The organism is Pseudoalteromonas byunsanensis, from assembly GCF_001854475.1.
Taxonomy (GTDB): domain Bacteria; phylum Pseudomonadota; class Gammaproteobacteria; order Enterobacterales; family Alteromonadaceae; genus Pseudoalteromonas; species Pseudoalteromonas byunsanensis.
The window spans coordinates 223,743-241,432 of record NZ_MNAN01000027.1; the positions used below are offsets into that span (position 1 = coordinate 223,743).

The 17,690-nt window shown below is 42.5% G+C and carries 18 protein-coding genes; 2 read left to right on the plus strand and 16 right to left on the minus strand.

Annotated features, from left to right (window positions below):
* Window positions 1-104: 104 nt before the first annotated feature.
* On the minus strand, window positions 105-494 hold the full coding sequence (locus BIW53_RS07025) for an acyl-CoA thioesterase (protein WP_070991154.1): 390 nt from the start codon (window positions 492-494) through the stop codon (window positions 105-107).
* 130 nt (window positions 495-624) lie between these two features.
* On the opposite strand from BIW53_RS07025, the gene BIW53_RS07030 reads away from it, so the two are divergent.
* The gene (locus tag BIW53_RS07030; RefSeq protein WP_070991155.1) at window positions 625-2,700 is read left to right on the plus strand and encodes a TonB-dependent receptor; all 2,076 of its coding nucleotides are present in this window, start codon (window positions 625-627) and stop codon (window positions 2,698-2,700) included.
* Between the two features lie 56 nt (window positions 2,701-2,756).
* Here the strand turns inward: BIW53_RS07030 and speD are convergent, their stop codons facing one another.
* The 11 genes from speD to rpe form a co-directional block, all read right to left on the minus strand.
* Window positions 2,757-3,566, minus strand: coding sequence for an adenosylmethionine decarboxylase (speD, locus tag BIW53_RS07035; protein WP_070986382.1), 810 nt, complete (start codon window positions 3,564-3,566; stop codon window positions 2,757-2,759).
* 85 nt (window positions 3,567-3,651) lie between these two features.
* A complete protein-coding gene (locus BIW53_RS07040; protein ID WP_070991156.1) occupies window positions 3,652-4,065 on the minus strand; it encodes an OsmC family protein in 414 nt (137 codons plus the stop codon).
* 81 nt (window positions 4,066-4,146) lie between these two features.
* Window positions 4,147-4,482, minus strand: a complete 336-nt coding sequence (locus BIW53_RS07045; RefSeq protein ID WP_070991157.1) for a DUF3802 family protein — start codon at window positions 4,480-4,482, stop codon at window positions 4,147-4,149.
* A gap of 180 nt (window positions 4,483-4,662) precedes the next feature.
* Window positions 4,663-6,135, minus strand: a complete 1,473-nt coding sequence (astD, locus tag BIW53_RS07050; protein WP_070991158.1) for a succinylglutamate-semialdehyde dehydrogenase — start codon at window positions 6,133-6,135, stop codon at window positions 4,663-4,665.
* A 15-nt stretch (window positions 6,136-6,150) separates the two neighbouring features.
* Complete coding sequence (astA, locus tag BIW53_RS07055; protein WP_070991159.1) at window positions 6,151-7,167, minus strand: arginine N-succinyltransferase; 1,017 nt, start codon at window positions 7,165-7,167, stop codon at window positions 6,151-6,153.
* A gap of 72 nt (window positions 7,168-7,239) precedes the next feature.
* Window positions 7,240-8,451 (minus strand): aspartate aminotransferase family protein, encoded by a 1,212-nt coding sequence (locus BIW53_RS07060; protein ID WP_070991160.1) that lies wholly within the window; start codon window positions 8,449-8,451, stop codon window positions 7,240-7,242.
* 308 nt (window positions 8,452-8,759) lie between these two features.
* Window positions 8,760-9,935 (minus strand): HDOD domain-containing protein, encoded by a 1,176-nt coding sequence (locus BIW53_RS07065; protein WP_070991161.1) that lies wholly within the window; start codon window positions 9,933-9,935, stop codon window positions 8,760-8,762.
* 41 nt (window positions 9,936-9,976) lie between these two features.
* Window positions 9,977-10,552, minus strand: coding sequence for an anthranilate synthase component II (locus BIW53_RS07070; RefSeq protein ID WP_070991162.1), 576 nt, complete (start codon window positions 10,550-10,552; stop codon window positions 9,977-9,979).
* A gap of 54 nt (window positions 10,553-10,606) precedes the next feature.
* Window positions 10,607-11,611 (minus strand): tryptophan--tRNA ligase, encoded by a 1,005-nt coding sequence (gene trpS / locus BIW53_RS07075; protein ID WP_070991163.1) that lies wholly within the window; start codon window positions 11,609-11,611, stop codon window positions 10,607-10,609.
* A 21-nt stretch (window positions 11,612-11,632) separates the two neighbouring features.
* Window positions 11,633-12,298 (minus strand): HAD family hydrolase, encoded by a 666-nt coding sequence (locus BIW53_RS07080; RefSeq protein ID WP_070991164.1) that lies wholly within the window; start codon window positions 12,296-12,298, stop codon window positions 11,633-11,635.
* A gap of 5 nt (window positions 12,299-12,303) precedes the next feature.
* Window positions 12,304-12,981: a ribulose-phosphate 3-epimerase gene (gene rpe, locus BIW53_RS07085; protein WP_070991165.1), complete on the minus strand. Its 678-nt coding sequence runs from the start codon at window positions 12,979-12,981 to the stop codon at window positions 12,304-12,306.
* A gap of 482 nt (window positions 12,982-13,463) precedes the next feature.
* On the opposite strand from rpe, the gene BIW53_RS07095 reads away from it, so the two are divergent.
* Complete coding sequence (locus BIW53_RS07095) at window positions 13,464-13,643, plus strand: DUF2970 domain-containing protein (protein WP_070991167.1); 180 nt, start codon at window positions 13,464-13,466, stop codon at window positions 13,641-13,643.
* On the opposite strand, the gene BIW53_RS07100 is transcribed toward BIW53_RS07095, so the two are convergent.
* From BIW53_RS07100 to aroK, 4 genes are read right to left on the minus strand one after another with little or no spacing between them, the layout of a single operon-like run.
* On the minus strand, window positions 13,640-14,479 hold the full coding sequence (locus BIW53_RS07100; protein WP_070991168.1) for a Dam family site-specific DNA-(adenine-N6)-methyltransferase: 840 nt from the start codon (window positions 14,477-14,479) through the stop codon (window positions 13,640-13,642). The two genes, BIW53_RS07095 and BIW53_RS07100, sit on opposite strands and share 4 nt — an antisense overlap.
* 52 nt (window positions 14,480-14,531) lie before the next feature.
* Window positions 14,532-15,965 (minus strand): SPOR domain-containing protein, encoded by a 1,434-nt coding sequence (locus tag BIW53_RS07105; protein ID WP_070991169.1) that lies wholly within the window; start codon window positions 15,963-15,965, stop codon window positions 14,532-14,534.
* Window positions 15,965-17,035 carry a 3-dehydroquinate synthase gene (aroB, locus tag BIW53_RS07110; RefSeq protein ID WP_070991170.1) on the minus strand — a complete coding sequence of 357 codons (1,071 nt, stop codon included), beginning with the start codon at window positions 17,033-17,035 and terminating at the stop codon, window positions 15,965-15,967. Before aroB ends, BIW53_RS07105 begins: the two co-directional genes overlap by 1 nt.
* A gap of 23 nt (window positions 17,036-17,058) precedes the next feature.
* Entirely contained in the window at window positions 17,059-17,577 is a 519-nt protein-coding gene (gene aroK / locus BIW53_RS07115; protein ID WP_070986397.1) for a shikimate kinase AroK, read from the minus strand.
* Window positions 17,578-17,690: the final 113 nt, after the last annotated feature.

A 17,690-nucleotide genomic window follows, 5' to 3' on the forward strand; every position in this document is an offset into this window, starting at 1 on the left:
TTAAACCATTAAAAAATGAACTAACGCAATTATACACTTGTAAGCGTAATTAGCGGCAAAAAATGGCTAAATTACGCTAAAAAATACTATTATGGCTCAAAAAGTTAAGAAAATAGCTGTTCAATTTCCTCTGTTAGGAACGGACGCCCACGTTCATTGACCGACGTTCCTGTAACAACCGCATCCAGCATAAGCTTACCATCTGATTTTCTAATCACTTTTTGTACAAACGCAAACTTCAGCTTACTTTCTCTTTCCACACTCACTTGCACACAAAATTCATCTGCGGGTTTAAGTGAGTCTTTAAAATTCATTTCACAGCGGATCACTACAAGGTTAATTTTTTGTTCCGCTAAGTGCGCAAAATCAACTCCTTTAGAGAGTAAAAACTCATGCCTTGCATGTTCTAAATAATTAAAATATACACCGTTGTTTACTATCCCCTGCAAGTCACATTCATAATCTCGCACTTTAAAATCTACGCTAAATGTCACATCCACTCCTTAAAAAGATAAGTACCATAAACATAAGTGCCAACGTTATAACACATTTAAATGCTATTTATGTTTTAACCTCGCTGTCATTTGTTAAAATGTGCGCAACTCAAATGACTAACTAAAGATTATGATGTCAAAATACTCTCTATTGAGCGCCAGCATTATTTCCTTGCTATCACATGTCGCTGTGGCTAATGATAACCCTATAGAAACCATTGAAGTCACTGGAGACTTTAAACGAGAAAGTTTACAAACCCTCAGCGCCAGTGCCGTTGTGTTAAGTGCAGATACGATCACTAATCGTGGTGCAAACTATTTGGACCAACTACTCAATAGCACAGCAAACATCAACTTTACTGGCGGTGCATCTCGTGGCCGTTTTGTGCAGATCAGGGGGGTTGGCTTACGTTCACAGTTTGTAGACCCAATTCATCCAAGCGTTGGAATGTTGATAGATAATATTGACTATTCAGGCCTAGGAGGCAGCGCATTGTTATTTGATGTTGAGCAAATTGCAATTTATCGTGGTCCCCAAGGCACGCGTTTTGGCGCAGATGCTATGGCAGGTATGGTTGATGTGCAAACACATGCTGTAACCCACGAACCTTCTTTAAATGTGCAGCTTGGTGTTGGAAACTACAGTAGCTATGAAGCGGGTATTGCAGCTGGCACTTCTTTGAGCGATAGCACAGCCATGCGAGCAAGCTATTATCAGAATCAGTCTGACGGCTATACCGATAACGTGTATTTCAATGATGCAACACAAGCTCAAGATGAACAGGTCGCACGCATCAAACTACGCACTCAATGGAACAATGCATTAAGCACGGAGTTAGTCGCGCACCATATTGACATCGACAATGGCTATGATGCTTTCACTTTAAATAATGACCGCCAAAGTAGTGCTGATGAGCCAGGTCAAGACAACCAGCAAACCGATGCTTTTGCTCTTACCACACTTTACACGGGCTCAGATCTTTTCGATATGACCGTACTTGTCAGTCTGCTCAATGGCGATACACTGTATAGCTATGATGAGGATTGGACTTGTAATGACAGCGCCAAACCCAACATTTGTGCCGCGGGGCTTCACCCATACGGTTATAGTTCAACGGATAGCTATCTGCGTGATCATGATAGAGGTACTTTTGAGTTAAGCTTCTCTGATAAAACCCAAAATTGGGTGAGTGGACTGTCAGCCAAACGTAAGCAAGTTACCTTAACACGCGCTTATACATGGCAAGAGCAAGATTTTAACTCACACTACGACGTAAGCCATTTAGCCCTATTTGGTCAAAAAGTGACAAAGCTATCGGATAAAACCGATTTAATCACTGGATTACGTGGTGAGTATTACGACACTGATTACTTCGATAGCAACGGCATTGTGGGCAATACCGATGACTGGATGTGGGGCACTAAGATTGCCCTTGAGCATGCTGTCGTGCCACGCACTATGATCTACACCAGCCTCTCTCGTGGCTATAAAATTGGTGGAGTCAATGGTCAGGCTCTAGCACAAGCTAAAGATGAAGGGCTTAACATAACCAGTGACAGCTATAACTTTGCCCCTGAATATATGTGGAATCTAGAATTTGGCGTAAAGGGCAGCTCTGAAGACAACCGTCATACAGTGCGAGTCAGTGCTTTTTATATGCACCGAGATGATATGCAGGTAAAGCGCTCCATCGAAGTAGAGCGTAAGTTTCTCGAATTTATCGACAATGCCACACAAGGGCGTAACTACGGCTTAGAGGTTGAGGGCAACTTGCAATATACAGACCGCCTATACCTAACGTACAGTGCAGGCTATTTGGATACCAAAGTAGAAGGTGAGTTCGCTCAGCTTACATTAGATGGCAGAGAACAAGCGCAAGCACCAAGGTATCAATACTCATTCACAGTAAATTATCAAATCACTGAGCAACTATTTGCAGAGGTTTCCGTCGAAGGTAAAGACGACTATTTCCACTCAATCAGTCACGATGCCAAGGCAGATAATAGCAACTTACTAAATGCCAGTATCAGTTACTACGCCAATAATTGGTCTTTGACAGCTTGGGGACGAAACCTGACGGACCAGGATGTTGCCGTGCGTGGCTTTAGATTTCCGAACAATCCGCTTAAAGACTATGTTGAAGAAACGTATGTACAATATGGCGAACCACGTTTGTTTGGCTTAACTTTTAAGTATGAGTTATAAAGTTATTAGACAATAAAAAAGCGCTCATTGAGCGCTTTTTTATTGTGCAAAAGTTATTAATCAACTTCTGGCAGATTACGTCCGTAAAATACTTCTTGGATCTCACGGTCTAGACGCGCTCTGATCTCAGCTTCTTCTTCTTCACTCAGATCATCCGTCGTAATGCCAAAAAGGTACGTATTCAGATCCGTCTCTTTTAACATCATCTTAGTGTGAAACAAGTTTTCTTGATACACATTCACATCCAACATCTGATACGCTTCTTTCGTATCTTCAGTCATATAGTTCTGAATTGAGTGAATTGCATGATCAATGTAATGTTTCACACCTGTCACGTCACGAGTAAAACCACGTACACGATAGTCGATTGTTACGACATCCGACTCTAACGAGTGAATTAAGAAGTTCAACGCCTTTAATGGTGAGATCACGCCGCAAGTTGACACTTCTATGTCAGCTCGGAATGTACAAATACCATCATTCGGGTGAGCTTCCGGATAAGTGTGCACACATATGTGGCTTTTATCTAGGTGCGCAACAACAGACTCAGGCAAAGGCCCTGGCGTTTCGTTGCTATCAAAAGTCTGTTGCTCAACAGGCTCTTCCGACACCAAAATAGTAACACTTGCCCCTTGCGGCTCGTAATCTTGACGCGCAATATTCAATACATTTGCGCCAATAATATCAACTACGTCTCTTAAAATATCAGTTAAACGATCCGCACTATACTGCTCATCAATATATTCTAAATATTCTTTACGTTGTTGCTCTGTCTTGGCGTAACAAATGTCGTATATGCTAAAGCTTAAACTCTTAGTTAAGTTGTTAAAGCCATGGAGTTTAATTTTATCAAAGGGCTTGTTCACGATAGACCAACCTTCAAACTGTAAATCTGCTTTGCAGAACCAAAAGTTCGCGGATTTTATACGAAAATCGCGCTATGAAAAAGCGTTATTTTGCTTCACTTTCAACAACCTCATGGCTGTGCGTAATTTCTACTGCTTTATCAAGCATTAACGCGACAGAACAATATTTTTCAGCAGACAATTGCACTGCTCTAGCCAAGTGTTTTTCCGATACCCCCCGACCAGTAACCACAAAGTGTAGATTTATTTTTGTGAATACTCTAGGTGCTGTCTCTGCACGCTCACCACTTAGTTTTACTTCTACATTATCGAAATCTTGCTTGGCTTTTTTTAGAATACTTACGACATCCACCGATGAACAACATCCAGCTGACATCAAAACCATTTCCATTGGACTTGGGGCCGCACTATCCGAACCTGCGTCAAAAACCACATTATGTCCCGAGTCAGAACGTCCTATGAAAGTATCTCCATCTACCCACTTTACACTTGCTTGCATAAATACCTCAAAATAAAAGCAATAACACCGCCGTTTGGCGGTGTTATCAACCTCGTTGCTATTGACTAGCAGTTGTTTTTATTAAACGGCCGAGTCAAACATGTTTTTAACTAGGCCGGCAAATTCTTCGATAAACTCACGCTGCTCAACAGTAACCCGCTGCTCAGTAACACTAGATAGCACTTCTTGCAGGTCATACACAATACCATCAACCTCACGTACAATCAGGCTGCGTTGTTCTGTTGTGAGTTCGTTGTGTTGCTCACAAATCCGTATCACGTTTTCAGCAATAACATCTTCTATGAGCTCCATAACTTTAGGTGCACCAGGCTCAATTTCACCAGGCTTCTCAAACAAGGCTAAATTTTGCGTCAGATACATGACTAACTCGTCATAACCTTGTTTATCTAAAACCATCTTTATTCCACCTAAGATTTTTTACACTTCTGCTATAGATTTAAGCAGAAACTGACTCCTAATGCTACTTTTGTCGTTTAGTCGAGCACAAAAAAAGCAGCTTTAGCTGCTCTTTTTAGGAACAAAGTATTAGCCTGTATTTTATCTCAAAAAACTAGCTAACACTCTGTAAAATATCTATTAGTCGATGTTCAAGCCCGGACTTAAAGTGCCAGGAAGCGTTACTTTCTCAAGCTCGACAGACGCAACAGGGTAAGCACAGTAATCAGCAGCATAGTAAGCACTTGCTCTGTGGTTACCTGAGGCACCTATTCCTCCAAATGGAGCAGCACTAGATGCGCCCGTGATTGGACGGTTCCAGTTTACAATTCCCGCACGAATTCGGCGCAAGAAATGCTCGTAATCTGCTTCATTATCACCTAATAAGCCTGCCGATAAACCAAAGCTAGTATCATTGGCTTTTTCAATCGCAGCATCAAAATCACTGTAACGGAATACTTTTAATAACGGACCAAAATGCTCTTCATCAGGGAAGTTGGTTACATTAGTGCACTCAATAATACCTGGTGTTACAAAGCCGGTATTTGCTGTGTGTGTTAACTCAAGTAGAGACTCACCACCTAGTTCCTGAAGCTGCTGCTGTGCTGCAACCATGCCAGCTGCGGCACGCTCAGAGATCATTGACCCCATAAACGGCTGCTCTGAATCATCAAAGTTGCCCACTTTAATGGCTTTGGTTGCGCGAATTAGGTGCTCTAGAATTTCATCACCTTGTGCGCCAACAGGTAAGAATAACTTACGTGCGCATGTACAACGCTGACCGCTTGAAATAAACGCCGATTGGATAATGTCGTGTACAACCGCTTTCGTGTCCGATGCATCTTTAACAATTAGCGGATTATTTCCACCCATTTCTAGTGCTAAAATTTTGCCCGGCTGGCCTGCATATTGCTCATGAAGTAAATGACCTGTGCGTGAAGAGCCCGTAAAGAACAAGCCATCAATACCTTTATGAGAAGCAAGTGCTTTACCTGTTTCGACTTCACCTTGTACAAGGTTGATAACGCCGGCTGGAAGACCCGCTTTTTGCCACAATTTTAACGTCAACTCAGCAACATATGGCGTTAACTCTGAGGGCTTGAAAATAACTGTATTACCAGCTAAAAGCGCAGGCACGATATGACCATTTGGCAGGTGACCTGGGAAGTTATACGGCCCAAAAACAGCAACTACACCATGTGCCTTGTGACGAATAACTGCTCGACCCACAGGCATCGGGTTTTCAACCGTACCCGTTCTTTCATGGTAAGCTTTTTCAGAAATCGCTATTTTACCTACCATAGCGCCCACTTCTGTGCGCGTTTCCCATAGAGGCTTACCAGTTTCTTTTGCTATTGCAACTGCCAACTCTTCACTGTTTTCTTTTAGCTCTTGTGCAAAACGCTGCACAATTGTCAAACGCTCAGCCAAGTCTAAATCGCCCCACGCATAGAAAGCTTGTCTTGCTGCCTTGACTGCCGCATCTACTTGCTCAGCAGTAGCTGAGTTAGCTGACCAGATCACTTCGTTGTTTGCTGGGTTAACCGATTTAAATTCACTGCCTAGGCCTGCAGCCCATTCACCATTAATCAGTTGAGCAGGATGTGTTGTCATAATTAATACCTACAATTAGAGTGTTGCAATGCTGACAGTGTCACCATCAACAATGTTCAATGCGTTTGCTACTTCTGCGCTAATAACGACTTCTTCACTTGTCGCATCAACCTGAAGCTCAGCAACCGTAGCCCGATATCCAGCTAGTTTATCATTTGCAACCATCACAGGGGAACCGCCCTGTGTGTTACCAATACGCACTATCTTATTTTGTACCGAACGAACCGTACGTATATTGTCAACTTTGGCTTCTACCGTTGGGCCTGCATCAAAAATATCGACATAACCATTGAAGGTGAAACCTTCACTCTTTAGTAACTCAATAGCAGGCTTAGTATTGGTGTGCACTTGGCCGATTACCGCCTGTGCTTCTTTACTTAGCAAGTTTACATAAATAGGGTACTTAGGCATTAATTCAGCGATAAATACCTTTTGACCAATACCCGTTAAGTAATCTGCGGTCGGGAAATCCATTGAGAAGAAATGCTCTTCTAACCATTGCCAAAATGGGCTTTGTCCATTTTCATCAGACACACCTCGCATCTCAGCAATCACAGTATCAGCAAAGCGGTACTGGTGCTGCTTGATGAATAAAAAGCGAGATTTAGATAGCAACTTTCCGTTTAAGCCCTTGCGATAACCGTCCTTTAAGAACAATGTGCACAGCTCGGTTGCTCCGGTGTAATCGTTACAAAGCGTTAGAATATCTACAGCTTTATATACATCTAAAGTGCGAGAAGAGTGAATAACTTTACTCAGGTGGTAATGATAAAATGCATCATCTAAACCCACTGCTGCTTCAATAGCACTAGTCCCGACGACTTCCCCCGTTTCGCTATCTTCAAGTACAAACAAATAGCCTTCATCAAAAGGAATATCTGTCTGTTTTTTGAAAGACGCCTCAGAGCGTGCAATTTTGTTTTGCAACAACTCTTCATTAACAGGTAATGAAGTAAAACCATGGCCCGATTCATGGGCAATGTTTAAAAGCGCTGGATAATCGCTTTTTTGGATTGGGCGAAGGATCATCATGAGCCCGCTTACTCCTCAAGTTATAACACTAGACGGTAAATCAGGACCAAGTACTACTTGGTCCCACCAAGATTAGGCGTTATTTGCTACAACACTGGCAACCGCTTTTTCAAAGCGCGCCATACCTTCGCGAATATCCGCTTCAGGGATAACCAAAGATGGAGTGAAACGCACTACATCTGCACCCGCTACCAACGACATAACACCTTCTTTGATACCTGCCACTAAAAAGTCCTTTGCACGACCTTTATACTGCTGTGCAACTACACCACCTAATAGTAGGCCTTTTCCGCGAATTTCACTAAATACCTTGTACTTGTCATTAATCGCGCTCAGAAGCTCTCTAAATAGTGCTTCTTTGGCCTTCACACCAGCAAGTACTTCTGGTGTGTTTACTGTATCGAGAGCTGCTTCAGCTACCGCACACGCCAATGGATTACCACCGTAAGTAGAACCGTGCGTGCCAACTTTCAGATGCTGTGCAATTTCATTCGTGGTGATCATCGCACCAATTGGGAAACCACCACCTAGTGCTTTCGCAGTGGTTAGAATATCAGGAGTAACACCCAAGCCTTGATACGCATATAGCTCGCCTGTACGTCCAACACCCGTTTGTACTTCATCAAAAATTAATAACGCATTGTGCTTGGTACATAAGTCACGAACACCTTTGACGAAATCAGCATCCGGTGAAACAATACCACCTTCACCTTGCAGCGGTTCCATCATAACAGCACAGGTTTTATCAGAAATAAGCGCTTCAAACGCAGCAAGGTCGTTATAATCACTATGTACAATGTCACCTGGCTTAGGGCCAAAACCATCTGAGTAAGCAGCTTGCCCACCAACTGTAACGGTGAAGAAAGTACGACCGTGAAATCCTTTGTTAAAAGAGATGATCTGTGATTTTTGCTCACCGTAATTATCAAGCGCAAAGCGTCGAGCTAACTTAAGTGCAGCTTCATTTGCTTCTGCACCTGAATTGGCAAAATAGACTTTGTCAGCGAATGTTGCATCGACGAGTTTTTTCGCTAAACGTAGCGCTGGCTCGTTTGTCATAACATTTGATAAGTGCCAGAGTTTTTCACCTTGCTCTTTTAAGGCCGAAACTAAAGCAGGGTGACAATGACCTAAACAATTAACCGCGATACCACCAGCAAAGTCAACGTATTCACGTCCCTCTTGGTCCCATACGCGCGACCCTTCGCCTTTCACCGGAATCACAGCTGAAGGTGCATAGTTAGGCACCATTACTTGATCGAATAATTCACGATTTATAGTCATTTTAACTCCTCACTTTGTTGAGTACGGCACCGTAAACGGCTGAACTTAAGCGTGCAATTTGCATATTTCAGCCAATACATTTTTTGATTTGGTGCAAAATTCATTCACTTATTATTTCAGAAAAAAATATGAAAGTCTCATAGAAAACTTTCATTGAGGCCTTTATATTCAAGGGATTGAGATAATATTTCAGTCGCAGTGAATAACTATTTGAAGGAAAATAGATAACATAGCAAGCACGCAAGCATCTTAGCCTAATTCTAAGAATTTAGTGCTGAATGAATAGTCGTAAAAAAAATGTCTAAATATTATGAAATTGTTAGCTGCATACCGTGGAATGAACAAGTAGAGAGCATTTTTTGTTCTGCTTTGGTCAATTCCAGATACGAAAACCATAACTTAGTTTCGTCTGGCTCAATAAAATGCTTGTCTGCAAGCAATAGATACAGCGCATAGCCGTGAGCTTTCTTTAAAACCTTCGTAAGTGGCAGTGGGTCAGATAATTTCTTATTCGAGTTTGGTAAATAACTAACCACAAACTCTTCCATCGCGGCTGAAAATGGCAAATATTTGAAGTCCATCTTATCAATAAGCTGTTGAGTCACTTGTGCAGAGCTTTCCAGCAGCAAATTTCTCAGAAATAACGGATCTGGGTCCAACTCAAGCAAAGCGGTATGTAAATCTTTATGTCCCTTATCTCGAGCTTTGCGCACCCTGTCTTGCCACACCTGTTCATGTGTACGCAAATACAAACGAGTCAGGGCGGCTTTACCAATATCCAACATCATTCCTAAAGTGTACGCATGCAGCTCTTTTACACCGTTACTCGGTGCTAACGCTTTAGCGGCTATCGCTGTAGACATGCTCAGCTCTCGCAGCTTTCGTTTCATCAGCGAAAAAGGCTCTGTTGAATAGGGCAGCCAATGCTTCATCGCATAGGTGGGTAACACCCACTGTAAATTTTCCAACCCTAAATAACGTATTGCCAATGCCGGTGTATCAACCTTCACAGCCATGCCTGTTGAGCTTTTCTTTCGATACTGAGGTAAATTCACCAAGGACACCAACTCTCGTCCGAGCCATGACAAATCATTTACTAATGGCTCCAACCTTCCAACCGAAGCTGATTTAACCGCCAATAGATCAAACACAGCTGGCACGCCATCCTGAATGCCCATCACCTCATAGTACAAACCATCTATATCATTAAGTTGCTTAGTGATTGACTCTTCAATAGCTTGATGAATATGCGCGCTAGCTTTAGCGATATACTTATGATGACTTGTGCTATTTTCTTTGCGCTTCGCGGAAGCAGCTATTTCCACTTCCAACATGGTACGCTGTGGGATTTTCTCACCTAAATTCATCTCTAAGGTGTGGATATAACCAATTTGCTCCTGAGCAAAACTGTGGCTAATCAGTAAGTCATGCGCTCGCTCTGTTAGCGCTTGTGCCATCCTTATATGCTTATTGTCTTCTGTCATAGACTCTCTACCAGCTCACAGTTAGTTATATAATTAAAAGATTAGAAGTGACGTATAAAGTTATCAAGTAAGCTTAGACCATGTTCAGTTAAAATTGCTTCTGGATGAAACTGAACCCCTTCCAGGGCCAGTTCGCTGTGACGCATTCCCATGATCTCATCAACGCCGTTGGTTTGCGTCCACGCTGTGATCTCGAAACATTCAGGCAGCGAATGTTTGTCGACAATCAACGAGTGATAACGACATACGGTTAGAGGATTCGGCAACCCAGTAAAAACGCCTTTCCCCGTATGTTGTATAGGTGACGTTTTACCATGCATGACCTCATTAGCCCTTATCACCCTCGCTCCAAGCGCTTGAGCAATAGCCTGATGACCTAAACATATACCTAAAATTGGTATTTTACCCTTGAATTGTTCAATTACCGACAGCGAGATACCTGCTTCGTTTGGAGTGCAGGGACCAGGTGAAATCACAATTTGATCTGGCTTTAGCGCTTTGATTTCAGCGAGGCTGATAGCATCATTGCGCTGAACTAATACCTCTTGGTCCAAACGTTGGAAATACTGCACTAAGTTATAGGTAAATGAATCGTAGTTATCAATCATTAATAACATAGAAATTTCCATAAAAAAGCCAGGCGCGAGCCTGGCTAACTGCAATACATAAACTTATGGACGAGGGATAAAGCCGACTGCATCGTATACAGCTTTCAAGGTTTTTTGTGCTCGTACACTCGCCTTTTCGGCACCTTGTCTCATAATATTATCTAATAGAGTACGGTCTTCGCGAATGGCTCTAAAGCGTGCTTGGATCGGTTCAATCATCGCAACCACCGCATCAGCTGTATCTTTTTTCAAGTGGCCATACATTTTGTCTTCATACTCTGGCACCAACTCTTCTACCGAGCGTTTTGTCGCCACAGACAGCAGAGTCAATAAGTTTGAAACGCCTGGCTTTTCTTCTCTATCGAAATAGATACGCGCCTTTTCATCCGAATCAGTGACCGCTTTTTTAAGCTTTTTCTCGATTTTCTTAGGCTCATCTAAAAGCATAATAAACGCATTTGGATTTTCGTCTGACTTTGACATTTTCTTTAACGGGTCTTGCAGGCTCATTACCCTTGCACCAAGCTCTGGAATGTAAGGTTCAGGTATGGTAAACACTTCACCGTATAAGTTGTTAAAGCGGGTTGCGATATCTCTTGTAAGCTCTAAGTGTTGCTTTTGGTCTTCACCAACAGGGACTTGATCTGCCTGATACAACAAAATATCAGCGGCTTGCAACACAGGATAAGAAAACAGTCCTACATTGACGTTATTTGCGTGTTTAGAAGACTTATCTTTAAATTGGGTCATGCGATTTAGCTCACCCATTTGCGCGTAGCAATTAAGCACCCATGCCAATTGCGCATGCTCTGGCACTTGTGATTGTACAAACAACGCCGCTTTCTCTGGGTCAATTCCACAAGCCGTATACAGTGCAATACCATCTAAAACCCGCTCTCGTAGTAAGTGGGGCTCTTGACGAACAGTGATCGCATGTAAGTCAACTAACATAAAGAAACTTTCATGATCTTGTTGTAAGTTAAGCCACTGGTTAATGGCACCCACATAATTGCCTATTGTCATACCACCGGTTGGCTGAATGCCACTTAACACTACTGGTTTAGTCATGATGTTCCTTTATTTAATATATTATCGCTGAGTTAAAATGGGGATTATATCTAAGAAATCGCCACAGAGGTACTGTGGATCAAGATCTTGTAAATTGACCCCTTGATGATAACCGTAGGTCAAGGCTACCACGTCAATGTTGGCGTTTTGGGCTGCCATAATATCACTTTTAGAGTCCCCAACCATCACTACATCTTGGGGCTGTAATCCCAAAGCCGTGCAGGCATTTAAAAGCGGTTCAGCTGCAGGTTTTTTACTGCCATCATCACCGCAAATCAATACCTCAAAATGTGAGGCTAGTTTGAGTGTATCTAGTAAAGACTCTGTAAAAGACCGATCTTTATTCGTAATCAATGCCTTAGGAAACCCAGCCAGTGCTGCTAGCCCAGTCTCAACATGAGGGTATAAAGTGGCATATTGCCCTGCCAGTTGCCCATAATGACTTCTGAAAGTCTGTATGGCAAGGTCAATTAATGCCGCTGGTAATTCAGGGTTAACCTCTGCACTACCACTGAGGCCTCGTTTAACGAGTGTATCAATCCCGTTCCCAACCCAACTACATACTTGTGTATAACTGACAATTGGAAAGGCTACCTCGGTCAACGTAAGGTTCAATGCAATGTACATATCTTGGGCACTATTAACTAAAGTGCCATCTAAATCAAACAAAATACCTTGATAACGCATTACTGCTATACCTTTGCCAACTCTTCACGCATCTGTGTGATCACCGCTTCATAATCCGGTTGATTAAAAATAGCCGATCCTGCCACAAACATGTCAGCACCTGCTTTTGCAACCTCAGCAATATTTTCTGCTTTAATGCCACCGTCCACTTCTAAACGGATATCTTTACCGCTGGCATCTATCAATGCTCTGACTTGACGAAGCTTGTCTAAAGTTTGTGGTATAAAACTCTGACCACCAAACCCAGGGTTAACGGACATCAATAAAATGACATCTAACTTATCCATAACATAATCTAAGTAGTGCAAAGGTGTTGCAGGGTTGAACACAAGTCCAGCCTGACAACCATGCTCTTTGATTAAGCCAATTGTTCGGTCGATATGTTCGCTGGCTTCTGGGTGGAAAGTAATAATATTCGCCCCTGCTTTAGCAAAGTCAGGAATGAGAGAGTCCACAGGTTTAACCATCAAGTGTACATCAATCGGTGCGGTGATACCGTAGTCTCTCAACGCCTTACAAACCATAGGGCCAAACGTTAAGTTAGGTACATAATGATTGTCCATTACGTCAAAGTGAACGACATCCGCTCCCGCGTTCAATACCTTTTCAACATCTTCCCCTAAACGAGCCAAATCTGCTGATAAAATAGATGGAGCGATTAAATAGTTAGATTTTTGCTGCACAATAAAGCCCTTATTCCTCGGTGTTATCGAGGCTACTTTACCTTATTTTGCAATTTCGACACAGCAAAAGTCTACGTAATGAACACTTGCTTAAATCAAAGTCACAAATCTGGTCACTTTTCGTTTGTTTAGTGAACAATTATTGTGTACTATCTAATGATAACCGTTAGGTGGAGTAATACTATGTTGGGTCGGCTTAAAACACGGATGCTTGTGCTAAGTGCCATTGTGGTTATGTCTGTGGGTGTGTTATCACAAGACGAAAGCACAACAGCATTAACCAATAATTATAATAGTTGCACATGTGAAACCTCACAAAAGAGTGATTCTAGATACTGCAGACAGGAGTCCGAGGTAAACTGGTACTCTTGGTTTAGAGGTGAGAGCGGTAGTGCACAATTTCATTATCTTGATCTGCTCGAATTGCTACTTGGCTCAGATAGAAAGAGCGATAGTAGTTTAACTCCAAACCTATAAACGATATGAACTTGCTTAGGGTCGTACAAAGCGTACTAGCGGCGCTGTTTGGTGTACAAAGTGGCAAGAAGTACCAAGAAGATTTTGAAAAACCCAGAGCTCTACCATACCTCATTGTTGGGATTATCTTAGTAACAACATTTGTGATTGCTCTAAGTGTCATGGTCAACTACATCGTCCCCTAGCGCTTGGGTTTGTTATACATTGCCATTAATTCATTTACTTTATTCCTGCCAGTTCCCTTTGGACTAATTGTTCGCTTAACCTGAATGACATCTAACTGAGCTTGACTGTATATTTTTCGTGTCCATACAGTATCATGATTTGAGATCAATACAGGCGTTTGATGTGAAAAGGCTGTTTGTTCCGCAAGATTAGCCAAGTTGGCTTGATCATCTAAATCAAAGCCACCCTTTGCGTACGAAGTAAATGACGCTGTTTTACTGAGAGGCACATAAGGTGGGTCACAATACACCACAGCATTTTTCGGCAATTGTCGAAAAACATCCGCATAACTTTGGCAAGTAAAGGTCGCTCTCTGCGCTTTGTTAGCAAACGCATATAGCTCTTTTTCTGGAAAGTAAGGGCGCTTATATTTTCCAAAAGGTACATTAAAAATACCTTTTAAATTATAACGACAAAGGCCGTTATAACCATGTCTATTCATGTACAAAAACAGTACTGCACGCTCGTAAATATCAATACTACCGTTGAATTGTAGGCGGTATGAATAGTATGCGTCAGGGTGATTATTCAGTTCAACAAACAACTTCTTTGCATCACTTACAAACTCTTCAGGCTGACGCTTAAGCTCGTTATATAGGTTAATTAGATCAGCATTAATGTCATTTAAATAATAGTGCTTAAAATCTGTGTTTAAAAATACCGATCCGGCTCCAACAAATGGCTCGACTAACGTATCGGCATCTTGACTTGCGACTTTCAATCGTCGAGCAATATCTTCAACCAAACTGTATTTGCCACCTGCCCACTTTAGGAAGGCCCGAGTCTTTTGTTGCATGCTGATTCTATTTATAAAAATTGTGGAGCGATCTTACACTAAAAGTCGATAATTACCGAGTGGACTGGTTAATTTCCTGTTTTATTTTATCCACTTTTTTGAAAAATGGCTGACCGCTCAAGACATCTTCGGAAAGAGTTGCTTTTATCAACTGAGCCTCTTCCAACGAGGCGTAGGGCCCTAGTACAGCAACCCACCAGTGACTGTTGGCTCGCATCATGCGATAAACCTTCACATCAGTTAAGTTGTGTAAGGCAATAAACTCAATGGCCACCTGAGCATCTTTCACGGCTAGCAGCTGGACAACCCATTCATTATCATTTCTAGTCACAAACCACTCACTATCATCTTGAAGTTGCTGCTTTTGTGATGGCTCACTGAGATGCTTATTCGCTGTATCAGTTTGTGTTTCTGCCTTAGTTTCCTTTCGCTGCTCATCTACTGGTGCCAGACTTTGTGGCTCGCTTGACTTGGTATTCACGTCGACTTCAGAGGCAACCGTTAGCTGCTGAGGCAACTTTGTATCGAGCGCAGAGACTATTGCGGAAATATCTTGCTGACTCTCAGGCGCATCGTTTTGTGTGGTATCTAGTTGTTCATCTGCTTGCTCGGGCACAACCGAGTCATAAGCTTGCTTTTGAGGAGCTATTTGTGACACATCAGACTCATTTATCGCTGCTGATTCTATAGGTTCAGCTTGCATTGCCGCTGAACTTGGCAAGACAGTCTCTACCTCACTGTCTTGCACCGCTGTGGGGAGTAGTGCCACCAACTCTTTTTGATATATCAATGCGACCATTAACAAGGCCAACAGCACACTAAACAATGCTAAATGCCATGACGTTCTCATTGATTTGTTTTTTTGGGGTCTCAATTCTACTTGCTGTTCATTTTGCCATTGTAGCAATAACGCTGGATTACCTTGGCATGCTTTCAAGAAGGCTTGGAATACTGGGTCTTCTCGCATAGGTAGTTGCTTGAAAAACATGCTCATTAGCTTTACGGATTCCATCGACGAAAGTGGTTCAAGATGAATATCCAGAGCGTTAGGCAGCATATTTGGCGCTTGTGCGGTAACTAAGATATAAAGTGTTGCTGGAGACTTTTTCGCAAGTAAAGCAAGTTGTACAGCCATTTCTTCTGACAAATGCCTGGCCCCATCGAGCACCCATAAGCACGGGCCACAAGGGTTCTGCCGATACAAATTAAAAAAATTCTGACTTAAAGATAAGTTATGATCAACCAAAGGCCCGCGAAAGCTGTGTTGTAACAGCTCAGTCATTAAGTCTAAATCTTTGGTGGTAGCTGATAACTGGATATAAGCTTTATTAAATTCTGGATACTTATCGGTAATAAAAGACTCAGCAATATAACTTTTGCCTAAGCCTGAGGACCCGACCAAGCAGATAAGGTTCTGCCCATATTCAAACTGCATAGCAATTCGATCTACTAGGGCAGATCGACTAGGTAAAATTTGCGACTGCATCAGCGGCCTATTAGCAAACTCACCGTGTCATCAGACACATCATCCACCAAGGCACATGTACCCAATGCCGTTGGTACGATAAAACGAATGCGCCCCTGCTTATTTTTCTTATCTTTGCGCATGTGCGCTAAAAACTGTTGAGCTGTCATATCCGTAGGCACCTCTGTGGGTAGCTGATAACTGGCTATTAATGCTTCAATTCTAGCAACTTCTGCGCCAGTTAAAGCCTCTCGTAACGCCGCCAGTTTCACCGCTAGCATCATACCCGCGGCAACGGCTTCTCCGTGCAACCAATTACCATAGCCCATTTGCGCCTCGATGGCATGACCAAATGTATGACCAAGATTTAACAATGCGCGCTGTCCTGCTTCAGTTTCATCCTGCGCCACTATCTGTGCTTTGATCTGACAACAACGATATATCACTTGCATCAAAACATCTTGCTGTAAGCTTGATAACTTGTCGCGTTGCTCTTCTAACAAGGTTAAAAACTGAGCATCATAAATCAGACCGTATTTGATGACTTCCGCCATACCAGCTGCAAACTCTCTAGCTGGAAGTGTTGCCAAACTATCCGTATCAATGAATACCGCTTTTGGTTGGTAAAAAGCCCCTATCATGTTCTTGCCCAGAGGGTGATTCACGGCAGTTTTGCCACCGACGGAAGAATCCACTTGTGATAATAAGGTCGTGGGGATCTGAATAAAAGGCACACCTCGTTGGTAACAAGCGGCAACAAAACCGGTTAAGTCACCAATAACGCCACCACCTAACGCAATCAAACAAGTATCACGTCCACAGTTATTCTCTAATAAGAAGGCATTGATCTGCTCAAACGAGCTTAGAGTTTTGTATTGCTCACCATCAGGTAAAATGAAATGTAATGGCTCATAGCCATCAAGTGCTGTTAAAAGACCATCTAGATATAATGGTGCTACGGTGTGATTGGTAATGATGACAGGACGGCATTGGCCAATATACTTGGTAAGCCGCCCAGCATCAGCTAGTAAATTTTGACCTATGTAGATAGGATAGCTTCGCTCGTTTAAATCAACCTTCAACTCAAGCATCTATCCCTCCTAGGTTATCAAAATTAAAAATCTAGCTTTTCTATGATTTGATTTGCAACAACCTTTGCGCTTTGCTCATCGGTGCGTACCACAAAGTCTGCTACTTCTTTGTACAGAGGTTCACGCTCCTCTGCTAAACGCTCTAGTACATCGCGCGGCGCCTCTTCTGTTTGTAGCAGAGGACGACGTTTATCACGTTGAGTACGAGCAACTTGCTTTTCAATCGGTGTTTCCAAGTAAACGACAATACCGCGTGCCGATAACTTGTTACGCACCTCTTTACTTACCACAGACCCACCACCGGTAGCTAAAACTATACCTTGCATTTCTGTCAGATCTGAAATTACGCTTTCTTCACGTACTCGGAAACCTTCTTCGCCTTCAAGATCGAACACCCAGGCAATATCTGCCCCAGTACGGCGTTCAATTTCTTGATCCGAGTCGAAAAATTCAAGGTGTAATTGATCAGCAAGGTGACGACCAATTGTGCTCTTACCAGCCCCCATCGGGCCTACTAGAAATATATTACGTTTCTCAGCCATATCTTTTTAGTACTAACGAACTCTAAAATTTGAAATAAAACCCCGCCTAACGACCTGGCCCCAAAATTAAGGAGGGGATTATCTCAGTAATCCACGAACGATTTCAAGTCAAA